This window comes from Pseudomonas sp. BN417, assembly GCF_029871205.1.
GTDB lineage: Bacteria > Pseudomonadota > Gammaproteobacteria > Pseudomonadales > Pseudomonadaceae > Metapseudomonas.
Map to the genome: position 1 here is coordinate 34,523 of NZ_SSOJ01000128.1, position 21,589 is coordinate 56,111.

The 21,589-nt window shown below is 63.5% G+C and carries 18 protein-coding genes and 1 pseudogene; 13 read left to right on the top strand and 6 right to left on the bottom strand.

What is annotated here, in order from left to right; genetic code table 11:
• Nucleotides 1-290: 290 nt before the first annotated feature.
• From E8F11_RS16550 to E8F11_RS16595, 10 genes are all read left to right on the top strand, one after another.
• The gene (locus E8F11_RS16550; protein ID WP_280289924.1) at nt 291-1,610 is read left to right on the top strand and encodes an FAD-binding oxidoreductase; all 1,320 of its coding nucleotides are present in this window, start codon (nt 291-293) and stop codon (nt 1,608-1,610) included.
• Between the two features lie 164 nt (nt 1,611-1,774).
• Nucleotides 1,775-3,100 (top strand): MFS transporter, encoded by a 1,326-nt coding sequence (locus E8F11_RS16555; RefSeq protein WP_280289925.1) that lies wholly within the window; start codon nt 1,775-1,777, stop codon nt 3,098-3,100.
• A 77-nt stretch (nt 3,101-3,177) separates the two neighbouring features.
• Nucleotides 3,178-4,089 (top strand): dihydrodipicolinate synthase family protein, encoded by a 912-nt coding sequence (locus tag E8F11_RS16560; protein WP_280289926.1) that lies wholly within the window; start codon nt 3,178-3,180, stop codon nt 4,087-4,089.
• Nucleotides 4,082-5,575, top strand: a complete 1,494-nt coding sequence (locus E8F11_RS16565) for an aldehyde dehydrogenase (RefSeq protein ID WP_280289927.1) — start codon at nt 4,082-4,084, stop codon at nt 5,573-5,575. Before E8F11_RS16560 ends, E8F11_RS16565 begins: the two co-directional genes overlap by 8 nt.
• Before the next feature lie 237 nt (nt 5,576-5,812).
• The gene (locus E8F11_RS16570; RefSeq protein ID WP_280289928.1) at nt 5,813-6,727 is read left to right on the top strand and encodes a DMT family transporter; all 915 of its coding nucleotides are present in this window, start codon (nt 5,813-5,815) and stop codon (nt 6,725-6,727) included.
• A gap of 260 nt (nt 6,728-6,987) precedes the next feature.
• Nucleotides 6,988-8,397 (top strand): GABA permease, encoded by a 1,410-nt coding sequence (gabP, locus tag E8F11_RS16575; protein ID WP_280289961.1) that lies wholly within the window; start codon nt 6,988-6,990, stop codon nt 8,395-8,397.
• Between the two features lie 214 nt (nt 8,398-8,611).
• Nucleotides 8,612-9,640 (top strand): GlxA family transcriptional regulator, encoded by a 1,029-nt coding sequence (locus E8F11_RS16580; RefSeq protein WP_280289929.1) that lies wholly within the window; start codon nt 8,612-8,614, stop codon nt 9,638-9,640.
• Between the two features lie 458 nt (nt 9,641-10,098).
• Entirely contained in the window at nt 10,099-11,298 is a 1,200-nt protein-coding gene (locus E8F11_RS16585) for an NAD(P)/FAD-dependent oxidoreductase (RefSeq protein ID WP_280289930.1), read from the top strand.
• A 186-nt stretch (nt 11,299-11,484) separates the two neighbouring features.
• Nucleotides 11,485-11,709 carry a VF530 family protein gene (locus E8F11_RS16590; protein ID WP_280289932.1) on the top strand — a complete coding sequence of 75 codons (225 nt, stop codon included), beginning with the start codon at nt 11,485-11,487 and terminating at the stop codon, nt 11,707-11,709.
• 427 nt (nt 11,710-12,136) lie between these two features.
• Nucleotides 12,137-13,009 carry a CAP domain-containing protein gene (locus tag E8F11_RS16595; protein WP_280289933.1) on the top strand — a complete coding sequence of 291 codons (873 nt, stop codon included), beginning with the start codon at nt 12,137-12,139 and terminating at the stop codon, nt 13,007-13,009.
• A gap of 60 nt (nt 13,010-13,069) precedes the next feature.
• Here E8F11_RS16595 and E8F11_RS30190 read toward each other — a convergent pair.
• From E8F11_RS30190 to E8F11_RS16605, 3 genes and pseudogenes are all read right to left on the bottom strand, one after another.
• Nucleotides 13,070-13,162: pseudogene (locus E8F11_RS30190) on the bottom strand (NAD(P)-dependent oxidoreductase); the annotation flags it as partial.
• 165 nt (nt 13,163-13,327) lie between these two features.
• On the bottom strand, nt 13,328-14,416 hold the full coding sequence (ampC, locus tag E8F11_RS16600) for a class C beta-lactamase (protein ID WP_280289962.1): 1,089 nt from the start codon (nt 14,414-14,416) through the stop codon (nt 13,328-13,330).
• Nucleotides 14,417-14,613: 197 nt separating this feature from the next.
• Nucleotides 14,614-15,831: a redoxin family protein gene (locus E8F11_RS16605; RefSeq protein WP_280289934.1), complete on the bottom strand. Its 1,218-nt coding sequence runs from the start codon at nt 15,829-15,831 to the stop codon at nt 14,614-14,616.
• Nucleotides 15,832-16,112: 281 nt separating this feature from the next.
• On the opposite strand from E8F11_RS16605, the gene E8F11_RS16610 reads away from it, so the two are divergent.
• From E8F11_RS16610 to E8F11_RS16620, 3 genes are all read left to right on the top strand, one after another.
• Nucleotides 16,113-16,853 carry a response regulator gene (locus E8F11_RS16610; RefSeq protein ID WP_280289935.1) on the top strand — a complete coding sequence of 247 codons (741 nt, stop codon included), beginning with the start codon at nt 16,113-16,115 and terminating at the stop codon, nt 16,851-16,853.
• Nucleotides 16,853-18,160 carry a HAMP domain-containing sensor histidine kinase gene (locus E8F11_RS16615; RefSeq protein WP_280289936.1) on the top strand — a complete coding sequence of 436 codons (1,308 nt, stop codon included), beginning with the start codon at nt 16,853-16,855 and terminating at the stop codon, nt 18,158-18,160. The genes E8F11_RS16610 and E8F11_RS16615 overlap by 1 nt, the downstream gene beginning before the upstream one ends.
• A 122-nt stretch (nt 18,161-18,282) precedes the next feature.
• A complete protein-coding gene (locus E8F11_RS16620) occupies nt 18,283-18,780 on the top strand; it encodes a DoxX family protein (RefSeq protein ID WP_280289937.1) in 498 nt (165 codons plus the stop codon).
• Nucleotides 18,781-19,501: 721 nt separating this feature from the next.
• Here E8F11_RS16620 and E8F11_RS16625 read toward each other — a convergent pair.
• Genes E8F11_RS16625 through E8F11_RS16635 form a run of 3 tightly spaced genes read right to left on the bottom strand, consistent with a single transcriptional unit; the run spans nt 19,502 to nt 21,571 of the window.
• Nucleotides 19,502-19,924, bottom strand: coding sequence for an organic hydroperoxide resistance protein (locus E8F11_RS16625; protein ID WP_280289938.1), 423 nt, complete (start codon nt 19,922-19,924; stop codon nt 19,502-19,504).
• Nucleotides 19,925-19,971: 47 nt separating this feature from the next.
• Nucleotides 19,972-20,730: a putative DNA-binding domain-containing protein gene (locus E8F11_RS16630; protein WP_280289939.1), complete on the bottom strand. Its 759-nt coding sequence runs from the start codon at nt 20,728-20,730 to the stop codon at nt 19,972-19,974.
• Nucleotides 20,723-21,571, bottom strand: a complete 849-nt coding sequence (locus E8F11_RS16635; RefSeq protein WP_280289941.1) for a DUF692 domain-containing protein — start codon at nt 21,569-21,571, stop codon at nt 20,723-20,725. Before E8F11_RS16635 ends, E8F11_RS16630 begins: the two co-directional genes overlap by 8 nt.
• Nucleotides 21,572-21,589 lie beyond the last annotated feature (18 nt).

Below are 21,589 nucleotides of genomic sequence, written 5' to 3' on the forward strand. Positions count from 1 at the left end.
AGGTTTTTTTATTTTTATTACCCCGCCGAAAAAACCATAACCTCTGATCATTGATTGCCACCCCTAAATGTTGCTTGTTGGCGACTTGATCGTGTCATTAATCTTCATGCCGACATCCCCCATATAACGGGACCTGAGAGCCACCATCGAGCGAGCTGATTTCGCGACGCACGGATCAAGGTGGCACTTGCCGATCAAGAGTCAGGTAGTAACCGAGCGCTCATAGTCCAGAGAGTCATCGCCCGCAAGGGATGTTTATCAAGCTGAAATAAAAAAGTTAGGTCTCTGATATGACAAAAATTACGTCTTTACCTGCCGATGACAAGAGCTGTGGTTGGTACCACCTCAGCAAACCTCGGCAACCAAGGCCTAGCCATTACGGCAACAGCTCGGCTCGCTGGGTTGTAGTAGGTGCCGGTTTCACCGGCCTCGCCGCCGCCCGACAGTTGGCGCTCAACTTTCCCAATGATGAAATCGTTCTTGTCGATGCGCAGGAAGTCGGGTTCGGTACCTCAGGCCGAAATGCCGGCTTTGCCATCGACCTGCCCCACGATATCGGGGCCGATGACTACATCGGCGATATCGACACCGCGAAGATCAGCCTGAAACTGAATCTCACCGGCCAGTCCTTGCTCAAGGACCTGGTAGCGCAACACGACATCGATTGCCAGATGAAAGCCTGCGGCAAGTACCAGGCTGCCATCGAAGATCGTGGCATCGCCGTGCTGGATGCCTACCGGCGTGGCCTGGACAAACTCGGCCAGGCCTACGAGATGATCGAGGCCGACGACCTCCCCGCGCACATCGGCACGCACTTCTACCGCAAGGCCCTGTTCACCCCGGGAACAGTGCTCATCCAGCCCTCGGCGCTGGTCAAAGGCTTGGCCGACAGCCTTCCGGCCAACGTCAGCCTCTACGAGAACACGCCCATCACGGGAGTCGAATACGGTGAGAAGAGCGTCCTCACCCACGCCTTTGGCAGTATCACCGCCGACAAGCTGGTGCTCACCAACAATGCCTTCGGCATGAGCTTTGGCTTCCTCAAGGGCAAGATGCTCCCGGTCTTCACCTACGCCAGCATCACTCGCCAACTCACTGCGGATGAACAAGCGCGTCTTGGCGGCAAGCCCTTCTGGGGACTGATACCGGCCGATCCATTTGGCACCACGGTACGTCGCACGCCGGACAACCGCCTGCTGATTCGCAACAGTTTCAGCTTCAACCCGGATGGTCGCAGCAACACCAAGTACCTCGATCGCTTCGTGAAGCGGCATCGCACCTCTTTTGAACGTCGATTCCCGATGCTTCCCGGCGTTGAGTTCGAATACACCTGGGGCGGTGCATTGGCCTTGTCGAGAAACCACATGGGTCATTTCGGCGAGCTGGCGCCCAACGTCTACGGCGCACTCTGCTGCAACGGACTTGGTGTAACGCGTGGCACTGCCACGGGCAAGCTACTCGCTGATTGGCTGGCAAGCGATCGAAACGAGTTGATCGACTTCCTGCTACGCACCTCCGGACCCAACAGGAATCCGCCAGAACCTTTCCTTTCTGCAGGCGTGAATCTCAACCTCAAGTGGGGACAGTACCGGGCAGGAAAAGAGAGCTGAGTACTTTTTATTTCAAAGCTCAGGGCAAGTACCAGGGCCGATTATCAATAGGCCCGTGGGTCCTGTTGCCTGTTGATTGATTCAAATGGTCTCCCTGAACTTTCGAGGCTCGCGGTTTTGGTGCAGCCCAGATTCAACCGAACACTTATAAACGGGAAATAACAATGACAATTCCTAGATCAGTAGAGGATGTCCCTCTGAACAGCTTCCATAAGCTGTTGACCCTCCGTTCCGGCGGCGGGTCCTTCGTTGATGGCTATGTCCTCAGCATCATTGGCGTTGCCATGTTGCAATTGACCACTGGCCTGAACCTCAGCGATTTCTGGCAAGGCCTCATCGCCGCCTCGGCGCTGATCGGCATCTTCTGCGGTGGCTTCTTCGGCGGCTGGCTGACCGACAGGCTGGGCCGCAAGAAAGTCTTCTTCGTTGGCCCGACCCTGTTCATCGTCGGCTCGCTGGCCCAGTACTGGGTCGAATCGGCCGCGGCACTCTTTCTGCTGCGTTTCCTGATCGGCATGGCCGTCGGCATCGAGTACCCGGTGGCGACTTCCCTGCTGGTGGAGTTCCTGCCGAAGAAGTACCGCGGACCGCGCCTGGCCACCCTGACCATTCTCTGGTTCGCCGGTGCCGCACTCGCCTACGTTGCCGGCGACTTCATCCTGCGGGTCGGTGGCGACGAAGCCTGGCGGCTGGTCCTGGCCAGCCCCGCCGTGATCGGCGCGATCCTGTTTGCCCTGCGCATGGGCACGCCGGAATCGCCCCGCTGGCTGCTGAGCAAGGGACGCGCCGCGGAGGCCGAAAGCATCATCAAGCAGGTGTACGGGAATGAGTTCTCGCTGAAGAACCTGCCCGAACAACTGGAAGTGAAGAAGCTTTCCGTGTGGAACCTCCTGCACTCCGGCTATGGCAAGCGCATGTTGTTCGTCACGGTGTTCTGGACCTGCTCGATCATTCCGGTATTTGCGGTCTACGCCTTCGCACCCAAGGTCCTGCAGGCGCTCAACCTGAGGGGCGATTGGGCCTCCTTCGGCTCGGTCGCGATCACCTTCCTCTTCGTCGTCGGCTGCATCATCGCCACTCGCCTGATCAATACCGTCGGCCGCCGCAGCATGCTGATCCACAGCTTCCTCTGGTCCGGTCTGGCCCTGCTGGGGCTGAGTGCGTTCCACACCGGCTCGGAAGTGCTGATCCTGTTCCTGTTCGGCACCTATGCCCTGTTCATCGGCGGTGCCCAGGTGCTGCAACTGGTCTACCCCAACGAGTTGTTCCCCACCGAGATTCGCGCGTTTGCCGTCGGCGTGGGCACCTCCCTGTCGCGGGTTGGAGCTGCGGTAGGCACTTACCTCGTGCCCATCTCGCTGGAAACCCTCGGCATCGCCCAGACCATGGTTGCCGCCGCCGTGGTGACCTTCATCGGCTTGCTGGTCGCCTGGGCCCTGGCCCCGGAAACCCGTTCGCTCAACTTGCAACAAGCAGCGTCACTGGCCTGAAAACTGAACATGCGCAGCCGCTGCACAACACAGCGGCGCGGTGAATAGACAAGCCCCTCACCCAAGGAGAATCCAAGATGAACTTTGACGGTATCTTCACCCCGGCAATCACTCCCCTGACCGCCGCGGGAGCCATCGATAAATCGGCCTTCGCGCAAGTGCTGGAACACCTGATCGAATCCAAGGTTCACGGCATCGTCATCGGCGGCTCCACTGGCGAGTACTACGCCCACACCGCCCAGGAGCGCTTCGATCTCGCCGCCCAGGCCAAGGATGTGATCAATGGCCGCCTGCCCCTGGTGGTAGGTACCGGCGCCGTCCGTACCGAAGAGTCGGTCGCCTATGCCGAAGCCGCCAAGGCCATCAAGGCCGACGCGATCCTGGTTGGTTCGCCGCCCTACGCCCTGCCGACCCAGAAAGAAATTGCTACCCACGTCCTGGCCGTCGACCGCGCGGCTGACCTGCCGATCATGCTGTACAACTACCCCGCCCGCATGGGGGTCGGCATGGGCGACGAGTTCTTCGCCGAGGTGGCCGGTTGCAAGAACATCGTCGCCATCAAGGAAAGCTCGGGTGACACGGCCCGTCTGCATCGCCTGGCCGTGCAACACCCCAATATCGCCCTGTCCTGCGGCTGGGATGACCTGGCCCTGGAGTTCTTCGCCTGGGGCGCCCGTAGCTGGGTGTGTGCCGGCTCCAACTTCATTCCCCGCGAGCACGTGGCCCTGTACGAGGCCTGCGTGCTCGAGAAGGACTTCGACAAGGGCCGCCGCATCATGGCCGAACTGATGCCGCTGATGGACTTCCTGGAAAGCGGCAAGTTCGTGCAGTCCATCAAGCACGGCTGCGAGCTGATCGGCCTGCGCGCCGGCGGCGTACGCGCGCCGATGCAGCCGCTGGAAAGCGAGGAGAAGCAGGCGCTGCAGGACGTCCTCACGGTTCTCAAGCGCAACATCGCGAAAATCACCGAGGGTTCCAACAATGGCTGAGTTGCTGAGCAAAGAGGCGTACGCGGCAATCGCCGCCAAAATGGAATTCCGTACCCAGGCCTTCATCGACGGTAAATTCCGCGATGCGCTGTCGGGCCGTACCTTTGTCACCACCAACCCGGCCACCGGCAAGCTACTGGCCGAGATCGCCGCGTGCGACGTGCAGGATGTCGATGTGGCCGTTGCCGCCGCCAAGCAGGCTTTCGACGACGGCCGCTGGTCGAAGCTGCAGCCCGGCGAGCGCAAGCACATCCTGCTCAGGTTCGCCCAGCTGCTGGAAGACAACGCCCATGAACTGGCGGTGCTCGAATCGCTGGACAGCGGCAAGCCGGTCAGCGAGTGCCAGAACGTCGACGTGCCGGAAACCATCCACACCATCCGCTGGCACGCCGAGCTGATCGACAAGATCTACGACAACACCGCCCCGACCGGCAACGCGGCCGTGACCATGGTTGTGCGCGAAGCAATCGGCGTAGTCGGCCTGGTGCTGCCGTGGAACTTCCCGCTGCTGATGCTGGCCTGGAAGATCGCCCCTTCGCTGGCAGCCGGTTGCTCGATCGTGGTCAAGCCGGCCAAGGAAACCACCCTGAGCGCCCTGCGCGTGGTGGAGCTCGCCTATGAGGCGGGCATTCCTGCGGGTGTGTTCAACCTCGTCCCGGGTGGTGGGCGTGAAGTGGGCGAAGCCATCGGTCGCCACATGGACATCCCCATGGTCAGCTTCACCGGCTCGACCGACACCGGCCGCCTGTTCCTGAAGTACGCCGCCGAGTCCAACCTCAAGCGCATCGTGCTAGAACTGGGTGGCAAGAACCCGGCGGTGGTCATGAACGACTGCGAGGACCTGGACGAAGTCGCCCAGTTCGTCACCGCCGGTGCGTTCTGGAACATGGGCGAGAACTGCTCGGCATCCTCGCGTCTGATCGTCCATAAGGACGTCAAGGACGAGCTGCTGTCGCTGATCGTCAAACACCTCAAGGACTGGAAACTGGGCGACCCGCTAGACCCGGACAACCGTCTGGGCGCAATGGTCAGCAAGTCGCACTTCGAGAAGGTTCGCTCCTACCTGGAATACGCCGCCGAGCAGAAGCTCACTGTGGTGCAGGGTGGCGAAACTGAGTCGGGCGTGTTCGTGCAGCCGACCATCGTCGACGGCGTGGCCCGCGACAGCCGCCTGTTCGTCGAGGAGATCTTTGGCCCGGTGCTGAGCGTCACCAGCTTCTCGACCATCGATGAGGCAATCGAGCTGGCCAACGACACCGTCTACGGCCTGGCCGCGTCGGCCTATACCGGCAGCCTGCGCAATGCCCTGCGCCTGTCGCGGGAGATCCGCGCGGGCGTGGTGACAGTCAACTGCTTCGGCGAAGGCGATGCCTCGACGCCGTTCGGTGGCTACAAGGAGTCTGGCTTTGGTGGGCGTGACAAGTCGATCTGGGCACATGACCAGTACACCGAGCTGAAAACCATCTGGATCAACGCGTCTGCATAACTGATGCGTTGATTGACCCGATTCGCCACCGCCGTTTGTGCGGTGGTCGAGTCGGAGATTTTTTGCTTTACCCGCCCTCAAGCAGCCAGTAGCTCATGGAAGAGCGTCACCAATGCTGCCGCACCAGGCATCCGCCAAGTCCGGATGTCATCCCCAATCCCCATTCGTCATCGAAACCAGTGCGCACGGCCACAGGGGAGTGTGTCGGCCACGCTTTTTCGTAAAGACCAACTGCCCATGCTTTCTGTAGATGTAACTCAGGTTGCTCCTTCGAGCAGCCATCGTGCTTCATTGACCGTTGCCCACATCGCCGCGGTGCTCTTCGGCTTGACCGGTATCCTTGGTGCGTTGATCCATGCCGATGCAGCGGTCATTACCTATGGTCGCGCGGCCTTTGCGGTCCTTGCCCTGCTTGTCGTTTCGCAGGTGCAACGACGCTCGCTGTTTCGCAGCCTGAGCTGGCGAAAACTGGCGATCCTGTTCCTGTCCGGTGCAATGCTCACCGCCCATTGGGTCACCTTCTTCATCGCCATCAAGGTGGGCGGAGTCGCGGTCGCCACACTTGGCTTCGCCAGTTTCCCCGCCTTCATCGCCCTGCTGGACATGCTGGTGTTCCGTGAGCGAATCGGCGCACGTGAAGCTGTCCTCTTGATGCTGATCACCACTGGATTGGTGCTCGTTACACCGTCGTTCGACCTGGGCAACCAAGGCACCATCGGCCTGCTCTGGGGCCTTGCCTCCGGCCTGTCCTTCGCCATGCTGGCGATGATCAACCGCCGCGCCACGCGCGGGATGGACGCAATGCAGGTTGCTTTCTGGCAGAACGTTACCGTCGCGTTGCTGATTTCACCGTTTTCGCTGGAAGGCTTCGTAAACGACGGCTTGGCGACGGCCGATTGGGTCTACCTCGGCCTCCTGGGCGTGTTCTGCACAGGTCTGTCGCAGTACTTGTTCGTGAAGAGCCTGGACGGACTCGATGCACGCAGCGCAGGAATGATCATCGCGCTGGAGCCGGTGTATGCCATTGCCTGCGCATGGTGGCTGTTCGGAGAACAGCCCTCGCTGCTCATGGTTGCCGGGGCGGCCTTGATCATTGTGGCTACGGTCCTGTCGGCACGGAGCGGGTCCGCCGAGCCAACCCCAACTACCTGATGGTCGGTGCACCGCATGCCGCGAGTACACAAGTCGATGTCGCTTTTCCTCAACGCGGTGGCGAGTAGGGCCAACCGATCTCCAATCCATGTGGACTATGTTGGCCTCGCGTGATGCCTGCCAGAAGTGAGTTTCAACGCTGGTTTACCGTTGAGCCGATCGGCGAAACGGGAAGATGCTCGGAGTACCGACTCCAAGCTGTCCAGCGACCTGATGGCAGCTTCGCGCCTCCGATAATAAGTCCAAGAGAAGAGATCAGAATGACAACTACCAGAGCGGAAAGCGCAAGCGGCGAATTGGCGCAAGGCTTCAAGCCTCGCCATATAACCATGCTCTCGATCGCCGGCATCATTGGCGCGGGATTGTTCGTCGGCTCGGGACACGCCATCGCGTCTGCCGGCCCTGCCGCAATTGTGGCGTATGCATTGGCCGGGACCCTCGTGGTCCTGGTGATGCGCATGCTGGGGGAAATGGCGGTAGCCAGCCCTGACACCGGCTCTTTTTCCACCTATGCGGACCGGGCTATCGGCCGGTGGGCCGGTTTCACCATTGGCTGGCTGTACTGGTGGTTCTGGGTACTGGTAATCCCCATCGAAGCGATAGCCGCAGGCGTTGTGCTGAACAACTGGTTTCCGCAGGTCGAGACCTGGTTCTTCGCACTGACGGTAACCGTGCTGCTGACCGCCACCAACCTCTTCAGCGTGGCGAAATACGGCGAGTTCGAGTTCTGGTTCGCGATGCTCAAGATCATCGCAATCGTGGCATTCATCGCCCTGGGCGGCGCCGCACTCCTCGGCGCCCTGCCCGATCGTGAGGTAAGCGGCCTGCAGCGCCTGATGGTGGACCACGGTGGATTCATGCCCAATGGCTGGACCGCGATCATCGGCGCCCTGCTGACGACCATGTTCAGCTACATGGGCACGGAGGCGGTGACCATTGCCGCTTCCGAGTCCAGCAACCCTGCCAAAAACATCGCCAAAGCCACCCGCTCGGTGATCTGGCGGATCAGCGTGTTCTATCTGCTGTCGATCTTCGTCATCATTTCCGTCGTGCCCTGGAACGACCCGCTGTTGCCGGTGCAAGGCTCCTACCAGCGTGCGCTGGAAATCATGAACATCCCTTACGCGAAGTTCCTGGTCGACATGGTGGTACTGGTGGCGGTAGCCAGCTGCCTGAACTCCTCGATCTACATTTCCTCGCGCATGATCTACTCGCTCAGCAAGCGTTCCGATGCGCCGGCCTTCATCCAGCGGACATCCGCGGCGGGCGTGCCCAGAGCCGCCGTCATCGCCAGCACCCTCATCGGCATGCTGACAACTGCCTTGAACTTCTTCGCGCCTTCCCAGGTGTTCGCATTCCTGCTGGCCAGCTCCGGATCAATCGCCCTGCTGGTCTATCTGGTCATCGCCTTCTCCCAGCTGCGCATGCGCTCGATGCTGCAGAAGCAGAACGCCGAAATCGCCTTCAAGATGTGGCTGTTCCCCTGGCTGACCTGGGCCGTCATCGCCTTCATCCTCTTCGCCCTGGGCGTCATGTTCGTCATGCCTCAGCACCGTCTAGAGGTGACTTCGACCATGGCGCTGGCCGTGGTGATCCTGCTCATCGGCGTCTTCACCAGTCGACAACACGCTCAACCAGGACGCCTCGGTGCGGTTGGGAAAACAGCTTGACCGCAACGGTCCGGGAGAGTCGCAGCGAGAGTGAAGGGTTACCCGTGATCAACTGTTCGAACGACTGAGTCGTGGCACGTGATCACAAACGAGAGCGCCCTGGCAATGTCAGGGCGCCTCTCCTGCAACCGGGGCCCAGCCCCGGTGTAATTGCCGTCGCCGCCCGGGGCGGCTGGATTCTTATGAGGCCTGTTGCAATGCAAAGAGGAAAAGATTGAGAGACCGGAGGCAATTCAGCGACGCGTTGCAGGGACGCAACCTCCGATTTGTTGGTGAACAGAAAGGTGAGTCTTTACCTCATGCTCGAGTAGGCTTTGTCCTGCTCGAGTTTTTTTCCCTTCCAGCGTTCACGCAAGCGCTCGACACCCTGGTCACCGCCAACCTGATCCGGCCGGGCGCCTTCGCAACGAGAACCTTCAGCCTGGACGGCAAGTCGGTCACCAGTGATCTCGGCCTGGTCATTTCCCCGAGCGCCACACTGCACAGCGACCATTTGCCCGAGCTTGATCTACTCGTGGTTTGTGGGGGATTGAGGACGGCGCTGCGACCAACACCTGAGCTCACGGATTTGCTGCGGGTTGCGAACGAAAAGGGGGTCGTACTGGGCGGGCTATGGAATGCCGCATGGTTCCTGGGACAGGCACGGTTGCTCGATGGGTACAAGTGCGCAGTGCATCCGGAGAATCGGGCCGCTCTGGCCGAGACAGCGAAAAACAGCCAGGTGACATGCGAGAGCTATGTGGTCGATCGCAATCGGCTGACCGCCGCGAGTCCTACGGGTGCCTTCAACATGGTCCTTGCCTGGATCGGGACGATCCACGGTCGCGGGTTGGTCGATGCCATAGTCGATATCCTGGCCTTCGAGGAGTCTCGTTATCGAAGAGTGCATCCATCGCTGCACGAGAAAATGAGCGAGCCTGTCCGGGATGCCATCACGCTGATGGGCGCGAACATCGAAGAGCCCCTGAGCCAAGACCAGCTCGCCCGCTATGTCGGTCGCTCCAAGCGGCAAATGGAAAGGCTGTTCCAGCAGCAGCTCGGAACCACGCCGGTGCGCTTCTACCTGGAGTTGCGCATTACCGAGAGCCGCCGTTTGCTCCAATACTCGGACCTTCCTGTTTCCGAGGTCAGCGTTGCCTGTGGCTTTGCCTCCGCCAGCCACTTCAGCAAATGCTACGCCGCCTTCTATGGGTACGCCCCATCCAAGGAGGTGCGATACGGCTGCGTGAAATCCACGAAGTAGCCGTCACTACTGATCTCCCTGTCGGGCGTCAGCACTCCCCGGCGCTTGATCCGAGTCGATGCGCAGCGCCTCCCTTGTGGTTTCGGCCCATAGCACGCATCGCCCGCCGAACCATCATTTCGCCCAAGACCAACTATCAATCGAATCGAGTAGTGGAGTTCCGGGACAGAACTGAAGATTTGCCCGTGAGCCGCCAAGGCCACCCCGCATCACCCAGAACAGTACGGGATGGATCCAATGAAAATCTCGAATCCCGCAGTGCGCTCAAGCGCCTGTCGCAGTGCCAACGACCGAACCCTCCCCTCACTCGCAAGCGCCGCAGCCTCCCGGGGCTCCCTCGCGTTACCCGCAACCACCTGACCTGAAGATCCGGGGAGCGCCCAGGTGCGCCCCGAAATTCGCTGTCCTCTCGAAGTTGCTGTCGTGGACATCACCCAACCTCGTTTCCGGAGCAGACCATGAAAAATATTCTGATTGTCGGTGCAGGATTCGCAGGGGTCTGGAGCGCCTTGAGCGCCGCCCGCCTGCTGGACAAGTACGATTGTGAAGACGTGAATATCACCCTGCTGGCGCCCCAGGCGGAGCTGCGGATACGTCCGCGCTTCTACGAGCCGGACGTTCACCGGATGTACGCGCCGCTGGACGAGTTGTTCGACTCGGTGGGCGTTCGCTTCGTCAAGGGCACGGCCAGCCACATCGATGAGCAGGCGCAGACCGTCGGCTACACCGACGAGGAGGGCCGGCAAGGGGAACTGGGTTACGACCGCCTGGTACTGGCGACCGGGAGCCAGCTCGTCCGCCCGACTGTGCCTGGCATGGACGCCTACGCCTTCGATGTCGACCAGATCGAAGCCGCCGTGCGCCTGGAGAACCACCTCGCGTCCCTCAAGCACCGAACCTACAGCCGCGCCCGCAATACCGTGGTGGTCGCCGGCGGTGGATTCACCGGCATCGAGACCGCGACCGAGATGCCGGCGCGCTTGAAAGCCGTGCTCGGTGATGCCGAGGACATCCGCGTGATAGTGGTTGACCGCGGCCCGCGGATCGCCGCCGCCATGGGCGACGGGATTCGTCCCTCGATCACCGAAGCCTCGGAACACCTGGGCATCGAATGGGTGCTCGATGCCACCGTTGCGGCGGTGGACGCCAACGGCGTAACCCTGGCCGATGGGCGACGCATCGAGGCCGCAACGGTGATTTGGACGGTCGGTTTCCGCGCCAGCCCGCTGACCGCGCAACTGACCGGCGAGCGTGACACCCAGGGCAGGTTGCACGTCGATCAGCACCTCAAGGTGCTCGGCCAGGACCGGGTATTCGCCGCCGGAGACGTCGCCTATGCCGCCACCGACGAGCTCGGGAATTTCGCGCTGATGTCCTGCCAGCACGCGATCTCCCTCGGCCGGCATGCGGGGAACAACGCCGCGGCAACGCTGCTGGGCGTTCCACCAATGCCCTACCGCCAACCCAAGTACGTGACCTGCCTGGACCTGGGCGCCTGGGGCGCGGTGTTCACCGAGGGGTGGGACCGCCAGCTCAAACTGGTCAAGCAGGAAGCCAAGGCGCTCAAGACACAGATCAACACCCTGTGGATCTATCCTCCGGCGGCCGATCGAGCCACCGCCCTGGCCGCTGCCGACCCGCGGATCCCGGTGGCCTGAGCCTGCGGACGCGAACTGCCCGAATGGCCCGCCGATTCTTTCGGCGAGCCATTCCGGTTTATTGACCGACAGTCTTGTCATCGACGGAATCGATGGACCGTAGCCCGGATGAAATCCGCGAATGGCCTTGCTGCGGCCTCTGCACTAAGCTGCCGCCTTCTTCCGAAGCATCGATCGAGGCACGCCATGACCCAGACACCGAACAACCCGCTGCATGGCGTCACGCTGGAAAAGCTGCTCAACGAACTGGTCGCCCACTACGGCTGGGACGGGCTGGCCCAGCGCATCGATATCCGCTGTTTCAAGAGCGACCCCAGCATCAAGTCCAGCCTGACCTTCCTGCGCAAGACACCCTGGGCACGAGAGAAGGTCGAGGCCTTGTTCATCCAGTTGCGCCAGCGCCAGGGCTGAACCCTACGGCGCTCGATGCGCCGAACGCAGGCAAGGTGAACCGCCCCTGGCTGGATGGAAACCTCCAGGGCGCATAGCTGCCGCGCCTCGCAACAAAGGGTCCGGCCGCCACTTACGAGGGGGCGGGGCCTACCTCCTGTACTTGCCCCACCGTAGGGTGCGCCATGCGCACCGATCGCGGGATCAGCCCCTGGGCCTCGCTCGACCCTTGGTGCGCACGGCGCACCCTACCAATCAGCTCCGTCCCTCTATCCAGACACATCGAGTCGTAACAGGCCGCGTCGGTGACTCATGACCGCGTCCTGAGGACGTGGTTGCCCAAGTTCAAATGAAAGTCCGATCGTGCCGGGCAGGTGGCGAACCCTTTCAGTGGCGCTCTGTCCAACGCCGGCTCACTCCTCTCACCTGCAAGGGACCTCTGCTTTCCATGTCGCCGTTTCGCTCGCGCCTGTGCACTTTCACCTTGAAGCTGGCCGCCCTCCCCCTGCTTTCCATCCTGGCACTCCCTGCTACCTCCATGGCCGACGAGGCCAACCGGCTGGTGCGCGCCATCAACGACTACCGCAGTCAGCCAGCGCGCTGCGAGGGGCGCACGGTGCGCGCGCGGCCGCCTCTAAAGGCCGAGCGCCGCCTGGCGTTGCCGACGAGCGCTGGCCGTGACTGGCGATCGGCGCTCAAGCGCTCTGGCTACCGCGCGACCAACGTGCAGGCCATCCGCCTGACCGGGCCGCGAGAGGCGCGGGCGGCCCTGGCGCAATTGACGGACCGCTATTGCCACTCGCTGCTGGAGGAAGAGTTCGTCGATATCGGCGTGAGCCAATCAGGGCGCGACTGGCTCGTCGTGCTGGCACGACCGCAACCGCAAGGCAAGGCCGGGAGTAGCCAGAACAAGGTGCGCGACGTGCTGGCACTGGTGAACGCGGCACGGGCGCGGCCAAGGCGCTGCGGTGCCAGGTCCTTCGCCGCAGCGGCGCCGTTACGCTGGAATAACAACCTCAGCGAGGCGGCCGAAGGGCACAGCCGGGCGATGGCCAGGAACAACTTCTTCGCCCACCGCGACAGCGACGGGCGCAGCCTGAAGGATCGCGCGCGGGCCGCCGGCTACAGCGGCCGAAAGCTGGGTGAGAACATCGCCGCAGGGCACGGCTCGCCGGACAGCGCGGTGCGAGGCTGGCTGGCCAGCCCCGGACACTGCGCTAACCTGATGAACCCGATGTTCACGGAGATGGGCGCCGCCTACGCGACCAATCCGCGCAGTGATGCCGGCATCTACTGGACGCTGCTGCTGGGCGGCCGATAAGGCGTGTCATCCGTTGACCACCGCCCCGCCATTCACATGCGCTCATGCAGGACGAGCCCCGCTGGCCAGGTGGACGAACGCCGGCGCCACTTCGGCCGGCTGGCCAGGACAGCCCATCGGGGAGTCCTGGCCGAATCTCGACACTTTTTCCGCACCTCCAGCCGTGCCACAAGCTCGCCCGGCGAAGCGAAACAGAGACCCGAAGCCCACTCGGCAATGAGCTGAACAACAGAACCTAAAGCCCCATAGCACCGGTTTGCCAATCCGGTGCGACCCTCCCCCGCCATTCGTGAAGAGCCGAAAATCAGCCAGTCGAACTCAGTCCAGTTCGCTAAGGATTTCATGGGCCAGCCGAACCCTGTCCTCGTTCGGATAGTTCTTGTTGGCCAGCACCACGATGCCGAGCTTCTTCGCCGGCACGAAGGCCAGGTAGGCACCGAAGCCGTTGGTCGAGCCGGTCTTGTTCACCCAGGCGGCATCCTGGGCCGGCATCGGTGGAGTCAGCGCCGTGACGGCATGACTCTGGTAGGCCATCTTGCTGCCATTGCCTTCCAGCAGCGCCTCCAGTTCCACCGGGTAGCTGTACTGTTCCCAGATCAGGTCCTGCGTCATCGGGCCCAGCTTGAAGTACCCCGTCCGGGTGGCGGCGATAGCGCGTTTCAGCGTGGAGCCGGTATCGACGAGGCCGAGGTTGGCCTCGATGAAGCGAAGCAGGTCCTTGCTGCTGGTCCTGACCCCGTAGGCTTCAGCGGCAAGCACACCGGGATTCAGCCTGACCGGAGCATCTTCCTTGTTGTAGCCCTGGGCGTAGCGCGGCATTGCGCTGGCCGGCACCTCGATATAGCTGCTGCGCATGCCGAGCTTCGGGAAAAGCTCGGCTTCCATCGCCGTTACAAACGGCATGTCCAGGCTCTTCGCCGCGATCACCCCGAGCAACCCGATGCTGGGGTTGGCGTAGGTCCTGTGGGTGCCCGGGGCGAATTGCGGCTGCCAGGACCTGAAGTAGTCCATCAGCTGCTGTTCGTTGCGGATCTCTTCCGGAACCTGCAGGGGAAAGCCGCCGGCGGTATGGGTGGCCAGGTTGATCAGCGTCACCTGGTCGAGCTTGCTCCCCTGGAGCTGTGGCAGGTACTTGCCGGGGCTGTCGGTGAGCGACAACCGCCCGCGGGCCTCGGCATAGGTGGCCAGGGTGGCGGTCAGCGTCTTGCTGACCGAGCCGACTTCGAAAAGCGTATCGGCCGTGACGGCTTGCCGGATTTCCCGGGACGCAACGCCGTAGTTGTAGAACCGCTGCTCGCCGTTGGCGGTCACCGCGATGGCCAGGCCCGGAATGCCGTACTGCTGCATGACCGCGCGGGCGGCCTGCTGCACGGTGGCGTCGATTTCACGCGGTCCGGCACCCGCCATCGCGAAGTTGCCAAGCGGGCAAGCGCAGGCAATCAGGAGCAGCCGTGCGCAGAACTTTCCTATCGGGCGCATCGATGTCGTCCTTTGCTGATGAATGGGGTGGGGGAACCTAGCATTTCGGCCACGGGATTCCCAAGGCCTTCATCGCCAGGCTCAAGCGTGCCACCCCGGCGCGCCGCGCGTTCATCCGCAGATGGTCAGTGAGCGCCGCCCTCCCCGGCTTCCCGCAGCAACTGCTGGATGATGGCCTCCTGCTCTTCGTAATCGCCCTCGCCTATGTGCAGATGGCGGACTCGTCCCTTGGCATCGATGAAGTAATGTGCCGGCCAGTACTGGTTGGTGAAGGCATTCCAGATGCGGTACTGGTTATCGATGGCCACCGGGTGCTTGACGCCCAGGCGAACGGTCGCCTCGCGAACGTTGTCGATGATCCGCTCGAAGGGATACTCGGGCGTGTGCACGCCGATCACCACCAGGCCCTGGTCGGCGTAGCGCTCGGCCCACTGGTTCACGTACGGCAGGCTATTGCGGCAGTTGATGCAGTCGTAGGTCCAGAAGTCCACCAGCACCACCTTGCCGCGCAGGTCTTCGTTGCCGAGCGACGGGCCGTTGAGCCACTGGGTGGCACCCTCCAGCGAAGGCATTGGGCCCAGGTCCGGCAGCTGCTCGATGCTGTCGGCGCGGGCACTGCCCACCAACTGCTCCAGCAAGGCCGGCACACCCTCGACCACCTTGCGCTCCAACCCGGTGACCAGCCGCGAGGAGCCGAGGCCGGCCAGTTGGGCACTGGTACCGCTGGCAATACCGACGACCGCCAGCAGGGCCAAGGCGCCGGCGCCGCGCCGCAGCCATTCCACCAGGTGCAACGACGGCCGCAGGCGCTGGTACAAACCACGGCCCAGGAAGACCACGGCCCCCAGCGCCACGGCACTGCCCAGCCCGAAGCTCAGCAGCAAGAGACTGGTGGAAGCGCTCGGCCCGTTGAGCATGGCGCCGGAAAGGATCAGCCCGAGGATGGGGCCGGCACAGGGCGCCCACAGCAGACCTGCGGCGAACCCCATCAACCAAGCCGACAGTGCCGGGGACAGCCGGCGGGCATCACCCTGCAGCCGATCGCCCAGCCACAGCCAGGGCCGCGATACCCAGGTACCGAAACGAGCGGAGAGCAAGGCCAGCGCCGATACGGCCAGCAGGCCCAGCGCCAGGTAGCGGCCCCATTGGCTGGCCTCGATCACCCACGCACTGGAAACCACCGCCAGGCTTGCCAGCACGGCAAAGCCCGAGGCCAGGCCGGCCAGAGTCATGAGTGGCGACCAGGCCGGACCACCGGCACGCGATAGCAACAGCGGCAATACGGGAAGGATGCAGGGGCTGAGCAGGGTCAGCACCCCGCCGAGAAAGGCGACGAGCAGCATGGGGCACCTCGTATGGGCAAGATAGTGAGTATGCGAACGGATGCGCCACGGCATCCGCAGGGTGCCCATTTCAGTGGCGGGAGGTATCGCCGATATGTCCGGCGTCAGCGGCCATTGCCGCGCAAGGTGTCGGCGGCTGTCCCGGATACAGACGGATACGCGCGCCGGCCGTGCAAGCGCAGGTATCAGGCCGACGCTGGATACACTGCAATACAAAGGGCAGCGGGCAAGCGCGCGCGGGCCCGATACACTAGCCCCGGATACCTGAGCGAGGACCTCCCATGGAGCATATCGATCACATCCTGATCGTCGACGACGACCGGGAAATCCGCGAGCTGGTCGGTAATTACCTGAAGAAGAACGGCCTGCGCGTCAGCCTGGCCGCGGACGGCCGGCAGATGCGTGCCTTTCTCGAAGCCAACGTGGTCGACCTGATCGTGCTCGACATCATGATGCCCGGCGACGATGGCCTGCGCCTGTGCCGCGAGTTGCGCGTGGGCAAGCACAAGGCCACGCCGGTGCTGATGCTCACCGCCCGCAACGAGGAGACCGACCGCATCATCGGCCTGGAAATGGGCGCCGACGACTATCTGACCAAACCCTTCTCGGCCCGCGAGCTACTAGCGCGGATCAACGCCGTGCTGCGGCGCACGCGCATGCTGCCGCCGAACCTGCAGATCAGCGATAGCAGTCGGCTGATCGGCTTCGGCAAGTGGCGCCTGGACACTACCGCGCGGCACCTGCTGGACACCGACGACACCCTGGTCGCCCTGAGCGGCGCCGAATACCGCCTGTTGCGGGTGTTCCTCGACCATCCGCAACGGGTGCTCAGCCGCGAGCAGTTGCTGAACCTGACCCAGGGTCGCGAGGCGGACGTCTTCGACCGCTCCATCGACCTGCTGGTGAGCCGCCTGCGCCAGCGCCTGCAGGACGACGCCCGCGAGCCGGCCTGCATCAAGACGGTGCGCAACGAGGGCTATGTCTTCGCCCTGCCCGTGCAACTGCTCGAGCCGAGGGCGTGATGGCCCTGCCCCGCTGGCCGCAGACCCTGGCCGCACGCCTGGCGCTGATCTTCTTCACCGGCCTGGTGCTGGCCTACGGGTTGTCGTTCAGCTCGCAGTTCTACGAGCGTTACCAGACCGGGCGCAATGTCATGCTCGGCAACCTGGAGCACGACGTCAGCACCGCCGTGGCCCTGATCGATCGCCTGCCGGCGGAGGAGCGCGCCACCTGGCTTGCGTTGCTGGAGCGGCGCAACTACCGCTATCGGCTCGACGAAGGCCAGCCCGGCGTGCCCATGGATATGCACCAGGCCCATATGGCCGCCACCTCCATCGAACGGGCCATCGGCGAACGCTACGCCCTTCGTTTCGAGAACATTCCCGGACCGATCTCCCACTTCCAGGCGCACCTGGTGCTGAGCGATGGTCGCCCGCTGACGGTGGACGTCACCCCTGGCCCCATCCCGGTGGCCCGGTGGCTGCCGTTGGTCCTGGTGCTACAACTGGCGCTGCTGCTGTTCTGCACCTGGCTGGCAGTGCGCCTGGCAGTCCGTCCGCTGACCCGCCTGGCCCAGGCCGTCGACCATCTCGACCCGGACGCTTCCGGCCCGGTGCTGGACGATCGCGGCCCACGGGAAGTGGCCTACGCCGCCCGCGCCGTCAACGCGCTTCAGGGACGCATCGGCGCGTACCTGAAGGAACGCATGCAATTGCTGGCCGCCATTTCCCACGACCTGCAGACCCCCATCACGCGGATGAAACTGCGGGTCGAGCAGATGGACGCCTCGCTGGAACGGGAACGCCTGTGGAGCGACCTGAACGAAATGCAGCACCTGGTGCGCGAAGGCGTGGCCTACGCGCGCAGCATGGACGGCAGCAGCGAGGCCCTGTGCCGAGTGGACCTCGACGCCTTCCTCGATAGCCTGGTCTGCGACTATCAGGACAGCGGCCAGGCGGTGAGCTTCGGCGGTTCCAGTGGCGCGCTGCTGGAAACCCGTCCCCATGCCTTGCGCCGGGTACTCACCAACCTGATCGACAACGCCCTGAAATTCGGTGGCAGCGCCCGGGTGGAAGTGCAACGCGATGAACAGGGCAAGGTACAGCTGCAGGTGCTGGACAATGGGCCGGGCATCGCCGAAGAGGAACTGGAAGAGGTGTTCAAGCCGTTCTATCGGGTGGAGAGCTCACGCAACCGCAGCACCGGCGGGACGGGCCTCGGCCTGGCCATCGCCCTGCAGCTGAGCCAGGCCCTGGGCGGCCGCCTGACCCTGCGTAATCGCGACAGCGGCGGCCTCTGCGCACAACTGGAGCTCGGTGCCAGCGCCTGAGGCAAGGTACACAGCGATACACGACGGGCTGCGGCAGACACACCCGGGACAAGCCCCCTTGCCAGCATGGGCACAAGAGCAACGGCATCCCGCCGATGCGCCCAGCTCGAAGGAGCCGGCCCATGACCAGCATTGCATCCTCCCCGTTCAAGTTCGCCTTCAATCAACTCGACCGTGTCGGTGCCTGGAGCGCCGACCTGCCGCTGCGCCTGTTCCTCGCCTGGGAGTTCTTCGAGTCCGGCCTGGAGAAATGGAATGGCCAGAACTGGTTCGTTGATATCCAGTCCGCCTTCCCGTTCCCCTTCAACCTGCTCCCGGCCGACCTGAGCTGGCAGATGTCGATGTGGGCCGAGCTGATCGCGCCCGTTCTCCTGCTGCTCGGCCTCGGTACCCGCTTCGCCACTCTAGTGCTGATGGTGCTGACCCTGGTGGCCATCGCCGCCGTACACTGGCCGGCGCACTGGTCGAGTCTGTCGGAGCTCGCCCTGGGCTACTCCATCAGCGATAAGGGCTTCGGCAACTACAAGCTGCCGCTGATCTACCTGGTGGCGCTGTTGCCCCTGCTGCTCAAGGGCGCCGGGCGCTTCAGCCTGGATGCCCTGCTGCGCCGCAAGGCCTGACCCCGTCAAGCAGGAAAAGCCCGCGCTCCCAACGGATGCGCGGGCTTTTTCATTGGCCCCACGAAGAGCAGAAAGCCCACGCCGAGCCATCTTCCACGGGGGCACCCAACACTGTGGGGGCGATTTCAATCGCGACAGCAGACCGCAGCTTCGCCCTTCGGCTTCTCAGGGGGCAGCTGCGCCGCCCTTCGCGAATGAATTCGCCCCCACAAAAAGCAGAAAGCCCACGCCGAGCCATCCTCCACCGGGGGCACCCATCATTGTGGGGGCGATTTCAATCGCGAAAGCGGACCGCAGGTTCGCCCTTCGGCTTCTCAGGGGGCAGCTGCGCCGCCCTTCGCGAATGAATTCGCCCCCACGAAGAGCAAAAAGCCCGGGCCGAGCCGTCTTCCACGGGGTGGCACCGACCATTGTGGGGGCGATTTCAATCGCGAAAGCGGACCGCAGGTTCGCCCTTCGGCTTCTCAGGGGGCAACTGCACCGCCCTTCGCGAATGAATTCGCCCCCACAAAGAGCAGAAAGCCCGGGCCGAGCCATTTCCCGCAGGTGGAAGCACCAACCATTGTGGGGGCGATTTCAATCGCGAAGCGGACCGCAGGTTCGCCCTTTGGCGTCTCAGGGGGCAACTGCGCCGCCCTTCGCGAATGAATTCACTCCCACAAAAACCAGAAAGCCCGCGCGCCTGGAAGGGCGCGCGGGCTTCGGTCTCCGTACAAGCCAATCAGGGAATATCGAACGTCACCTCGATATTGCCGCGCGTGGCCTTGGAGTACGGGCAGAGCTGGTGCGCTGCCTCCACCAGCCGCGCCTTGTCCTCGGTCGCCAGCCCGGGCAGCTCAACGGTCAGCTTGGCCGCCAGGGCAAAACCGCCGCCGACGGCGGTGCCCAGCGACACCTCGGCGGCCACCGCCACATCTTCCGGCAGGCGGATTTCGAAGCTCTGACCGGCGCGATGCAGGGCACCGATGAAGCAGGCCGACCAGCCAACGCCTAACAGCTGCTCGGGATTGCTGCCCGGACGCCCCGAGCCGGGCTTGCTCAGGCGTACATCCAACTCGCCGTCAGAGGATGCGCCGCGTCCATCGCGACCCCCGGTGGTGCGGGTTTGAGCGGTGTAAATGATGTTATCCAGGGTATCTGTCACGCTGAGTCTCCTTGGGGAGTACGGGATAGTGCCGGCGGGAGCCGGCGTCAGGTTGCACGCAGGGCGCGGGTGCCGAGCACCACGCCCTGCGCGCGCAGGTTTTCCAGCAAGGCAAGACCCTGCGGCAGGATGCTGGCGCTGTCGGCACCGAGGGCTTCGGCCAGCGCCTGCAGGTGCTGGTGGCCAGTCCAGTGCTGCGCCTGAAGCGAATCGAGCAGCGCATGGGCCAGGGGCGCCAGGCGCGAGAAATGCACGTTCAGGTCGCTACCGCGACTGGCCAGCAGCAGGGTCGGTTGCTCCGGGGCCTCATGCGGCAGGTAGTCGGGGCCGATTTCGCTCACCGGCCACTGGTAGGCCAGCGGCCAGGCCAGGTTCGACAGCAGCGGAACCCCTTCGAGCAGGCCGCCCTCGGGGTCGTGGCCGGGCTCGCGCTGGTCGCTCAGGAGCAGCGCGGCCTCCACCCACTCATAGTGGGCAAGTTCCACCACCCAGGGCGGCAGGTCCAGGGCGTCCCCTCCGCCCTCCGCCAGATAATCGACGAACTCCCCGGAAATTTCGGTGAACAGGGGCGTCTGACAGCGGTAGTCGGCGTAGAAGGACTCGATCAGCGCCTGCCAGCGTTTCGGCCCGAGGCTGGCGCTAAGCACCGGGAAGCCGCCGGACAACAGGGATTCCACATTGCCGAAGAACAACTGCCGGTACACCGCCAGGCGCCGCGCCTCGATACCGGGCGGCGGCGCGTTGTGCTGCGGGTCGCGCACATAGCGCGCCATGCTCATGAGCTGGTCTTGCAGTACCTCATGCACGACGCACCTCCGGCCATGCGATGGCTGCCTGCTGCCGCACGCGAATCTGCTCGACCTCGCCCAGCAGTTCCGCCAGGGGCGGGAAGTTGAAGTCGCGCTCCAGCAGGGTCGGCAGCGCACCGAAGCGCTGGTAGGCCTGTTCCAGCAAGGCCCAGACGTCACCCTTGACCCTGGCGCCGTGGGTATCGATCTTCAGGTCCGGCGCTTCGTCGTAATGGCCGGCCACATGCATGTACACGACTCGCTCGAGCGGAAGCGCAGCCAGGTACTCGGTGGCGTCGTAATCGTGGTTGATCGAGTTGACGTAGAGGTTGTTGACGTCCAGCAGCAGGTCGCAGTCGGCCTCCTCCAGTACCGCGCGGAGGAAATCGATCTCCTGCAGCGCCTGGTAGGGCGCGGCGTAGTAGGAAATGTTCTCCACCGCGATGCGCCGCCCCAGGGCATCCTGTGCCTGGCGGATGCGCGCGGCGACATGGTGTACCGCTTCGTCGGTGAAGGGCAGCGGCAGCAGGTCGTAGAGCTGTCCGTCGTCCGAGCAATAGCTCAGGTGCTCGCTGAAGAACGCCACCTTATGACTGTCGAGGAAATCGCGGGTGCGCCGCAGCAGCTCGCGATCCAGCGGTGCCGGACCGCCAAGGGACAGCGACAGTCCGTGGCAGGCCAGCGGGAAACGCTCGGCGAGGCGCGCCAGGCCGTCACCATGGCGGCCACCGACCTTGATCCAGTTGTCCGGTGTGCATTCCAGGAAATCCACGGCACCGGCATCCATCGCCAGCAGTTCCGGCAGCAATGCGCGGCGCAAGCCGAGGCCCGCACCATGGGGGAAGGAGGCAGTGGTCATGGGCATTCTCCAGGGAGT

Excerpts from the sequence above, each read along its gene's own strand:
- E8F11_RS16550 (WP_280289924.1), top strand. The coding sequence starts at position 291 with ATGACAAAAATTACGTCTTTACCTGCCGATGACAAGAGCTGTGGTTGG.
- E8F11_RS16555 (WP_280289925.1), top strand. The coding sequence starts at position 1,775 with ATGACAATTCCTAGATCAGTAGAGGATGTCCCTCTGAACAGCTTCCAT.
- E8F11_RS16560 (WP_280289926.1), top strand. The coding sequence starts at position 3,178 with ATGAACTTTGACGGTATCTTCACCCCGGCAATCACTCCCCTGACCGCC.
- E8F11_RS16565 (WP_280289927.1), top strand. The coding sequence starts at position 4,082 with ATGGCTGAGTTGCTGAGCAAAGAGGCGTACGCGGCAATCGCCGCCAAA.
- E8F11_RS16570 (WP_280289928.1), top strand. The coding sequence starts at position 5,813 with ATGCTTTCTGTAGATGTAACTCAGGTTGCTCCTTCGAGCAGCCATCGT.
- gabP (WP_280289961.1), top strand. The coding sequence starts at position 6,988 with ATGACAACTACCAGAGCGGAAAGCGCAAGCGGCGAATTGGCGCAAGGC.
- E8F11_RS16585 (WP_280289930.1), top strand. The coding sequence starts at position 10,099 with ATGAAAAATATTCTGATTGTCGGTGCAGGATTCGCAGGGGTCTGGAGC.
- E8F11_RS16590 (WP_280289932.1), top strand. The coding sequence starts at position 11,485 with ATGACCCAGACACCGAACAACCCGCTGCATGGCGTCACGCTGGAAAAG.
- E8F11_RS16595 (WP_280289933.1), top strand. The coding sequence starts at position 12,137 with ATGTCGCCGTTTCGCTCGCGCCTGTGCACTTTCACCTTGAAGCTGGCC.
- ampC (WP_280289962.1), bottom strand. The coding sequence starts at position 14,416 with ATGGCGGGTGCCGGACCGCGTGAAATCGACGCCACCGTGCAGCAGGCC.
- E8F11_RS16605 (WP_280289934.1), bottom strand. The coding sequence starts at position 15,831 with ATGCTGCTCGTCGCCTTTCTCGGCGGGGTGCTGACCCTGCTCAGCCCC.
- E8F11_RS16610 (WP_280289935.1), top strand. The coding sequence starts at position 16,113 with ATGGAGCATATCGATCACATCCTGATCGTCGACGACGACCGGGAAATC.
- E8F11_RS16615 (WP_280289936.1), top strand. The coding sequence starts at position 16,853 with ATGGCCCTGCCCCGCTGGCCGCAGACCCTGGCCGCACGCCTGGCGCTG.
- E8F11_RS16620 (WP_280289937.1), top strand. The coding sequence starts at position 18,283 with ATGACCAGCATTGCATCCTCCCCGTTCAAGTTCGCCTTCAATCAACTC.
- E8F11_RS16635 (WP_280289941.1), bottom strand. The coding sequence starts at position 21,571 with ATGACCACTGCCTCCTTCCCCCATGGTGCGGGCCTCGGCTTGCGCCGC.